At 41.9% G+C, this 2,689-nt stretch carries 2 protein-coding genes and 1 pseudogene; all 3 read left to right on the top strand.

Annotation, left to right across the window (positions count from 1 at the left end; genetic code table 11):
• Positions 1–888: pseudogene (locus ACFINL_RS09505) on the top strand (hypothetical protein); the annotation flags it as partial.
• Positions 889–956: 68 nt separating this feature from the next.
• On the top strand, positions 957–2,033 hold the full coding sequence (locus tag ACFINL_RS09500) for a filamentous hemagglutinin (protein WP_375651471.1): 1,077 nt from the start codon (positions 957–959) through the stop codon (positions 2,031–2,033).
• Positions 2,030–2,437: a hypothetical protein gene (locus ACFINL_RS09495; protein WP_375623805.1), complete on the top strand. Its 408-nt coding sequence runs from the start codon at positions 2,030–2,032 to the stop codon at positions 2,435–2,437. Before ACFINL_RS09500 ends, ACFINL_RS09495 begins: the two co-directional genes overlap by 4 nt.
• Positions 2,438–2,689 lie beyond the last annotated feature (252 nt).

Raw genomic sequence — 2,689 nt, 5'->3', positions numbered from 1 at the left:
AGCGATGGCACCATCGTCATTACTGATGAAGCAGGGCAGAAGGCATTGACAGGGCAAGGCGTTGATCAAACCATAGCTTCCCTTAACCGTAATACCGCTGAAGCTCATAAGGGTGTATCACAAATAGATGTCACTAAGCTGGAACAAACAGCTGGTGAAGATCGTAAAATGGCAACACAATTGCTGGAAGAAGGATTTAAATACAGCGATAAAGCCTATAAAAAATATAGTGAAGAATCCTCTAAAAAGCGCAATGATGTAGCCTCTAAAAAGCGTAATGCTGAAGCTCCTAAAAAGCACAATGCTGAAGCCTCTAAAAAGCGTAATGCTGAAGCCCCTAAAAAGCGCAATGATGTAGCCCCTAAAAAGCGTAATGCTGAAGCCCCTAAAAAGCGTAATGCTGAAGCCCCTAAAAAGCGTAATGCTGAAGCCCCTAAAAAGCGCAATGCTGAAGCCCCTAAAAAGCGCAATGCTGAAGCCTCTAAAAAGCGTAATGCTGAAGCCCCTAAAAAGCACAATGATGTAGCCCCTAAAAAGCACAATGATGTAGCCCCTAAAAAGCGCAATGATGCAGCCCCTAAAAAGCGCAATGATGTAGCCCCTAAAAAGCGCAATGCTGAAGCCTCTAAAAAGCGTAATGCTGAAGCCCCTAAAAAGCACAATGATGTAGCCCCTAAAAAGCGCAATGATGTAGCCCCTAAAAAGCACAATGATGTAGCCCCTAAAAAGCGCAATGATGTAGCCCCTAAAAAGCGCAATGATGTAGCCCCTAAAAAGCGTAATGCTGAAGCCCCTAAAAAGCGTAATGCTGAAGCTCCTAAAAAGCGTAATGCCGAAGCTCCTAAAAAGCGTAATGCTGAAGCCTCTAAAAAGCGCATGATGGAGTAGAAGGGGAAACCAAATCTGCTATCAGCGATGGGACTATCATCCTTACTGATACAACTGGACAGAGGGCGATGGGGCAAGATGCTGGACAAATCATTGGCTCTCTCAACCGCAACACCGCAGCAGCACACCAAGCAGTAGGACAGCTAGATGTCGCACCGCTTGAGGGAGCAGTGCATAATCGCGTAGATATGATCAATGATTTATCGGATGAAGGATTGGGATACTGGGACAAAGTGCGCGAAGTCGCAAATGTTAAAGAACATCCAGTAGGTGAGATTTTGCATGATGAAAATGGCAATGTCCTCTATTTAACCGATGAAAATGGAAAACCTATAAAAGACAGCGATGGAGAATATATTACTCTGTATCACTTTTTAAATGCTGAAGATGAGCAGCATTTACAAGCTGGCTCTGATGGCAACAGGCGTATGTTCTATAATGGTATTTTTAACACACCAGATGAAGCAGCCGGTAATGCTGTCCACTTAGCTGATAATGAACATGAACCCCTTTATTTTACATACCACCCACAAGCTAAAGACAGGCTCGTAGAGTACGGAGTAGCGATTTATGAATATTTTGGGAGATGGAGTAATTCGACCAAGAAGTTACAAGATTTTATCTATCGTTATGGCAATACAGGGGCGATTGTTAGTGCGCATAGCCGTGGTACCATAACAGTAAGCAATGGAGCAAATGACTTGCAAGAACATGGTATCCACGGTGTAGCCAAGAAAACAGACTTCTATCTTGTTAGAGCGGCTGCTCACATGCAATCGATGGCCAATACAGTAGATTATCTAAGCGATGGCGAAAAAAATTATATCTACACACAAGGTCATATGTTAGATCCCATTAGTACAGTGATTGGTTACAATTGGCCTACGGCTTATAAGGCACCTTTTAATCTAGATTTTTCACTTTTGGAGAAAGGTATAAAAAATCCTTTTTATATGACGATATTTGCAGCAAACAGTTTATTTACTATAGCAACTAATCCAATCAGAGAGATGGGGAGAGCGGTCTGGGGACTTAACCCGAGCCCCCATAATTGTTATGCTGATGCGAGTCGTGAGTGTCAAATTAATTATGGTTCATTTAGTTTTAACAAACTTTATTCAACGAGAACAGGGAACAAAAAATGAAAATGTTGTTTAATTTATTAAGCCTGCTCATTCTGTTAACGGTTGCTGGATGTGATATTGAAAACATTGATAAACCTCCTCGAGGAGAGACGGCTGTGTGGGAGAAGCTAGGAGCAGATTCTACGGAGGTAGGAAAAGCATTGCTAGAGTGTGGTTTGCCACACCTTAATTATCTTGAGGATGAAGTTCAAAAGTTAAGCAACAATGAGAATGCAACGATTGATGCTTGCATGATCCAAGCAGGATTCCATTATAAAGGGAGAGCTAGCTGGTGTTCTCCTTTTAACGGTAGAGACCTTCCCATTTGTCAGCCTGGTGCTGTCATCCCGAAGAGAAGTGTCGAAAAGCGCTTAAACAGCCCTTTTTGTAAAAGAAGTCCAGTACAACCTGAATGCAAACCTTAAGTTTTGTTTGTGATGACCGACAATCCCCACACTCACGTTTTTACATGCCTGTGCGGGATTGTTTCCTCAAGCAACCATTTCAATATTGTTCACCGTTGTTTAAACAGCGGTGACAGAAAATATCAACAAGCTTATGAGCTGTTTATTGTAAATAAATCCATTGAAAGAGGGGAAGAATGAAGAAAATCTTAAAACTATTGAGTTGTATAGCTCTGTTAAGTATCACTGGATGTGTTAACTCAATTCCCTCAC

This window comes from Bartonella sp. AA78NXGY (genome assembly GCF_042197005.1).
In the GTDB taxonomy this organism is placed as follows: domain Bacteria; phylum Pseudomonadota; class Alphaproteobacteria; order Rhizobiales; family Rhizobiaceae; genus Bartonella.
This window is presented reverse-complemented; position numbering and strand designations above follow the sequence as displayed.

What these genes read in the sequence shown, in the direction of transcription:
- ACFINL_RS09500 (WP_375651471.1), top strand. Translation starts at nt 957, where the DNA reads ATGGGGCAAGATGCTGGACAAATCATTGGCTCTCTCAACCGCAACACC.
- ACFINL_RS09495 (WP_375623805.1), top strand. Translation starts at nt 2,030, where the DNA reads ATGAAAATGTTGTTTAATTTATTAAGCCTGCTCATTCTGTTAACGGTT.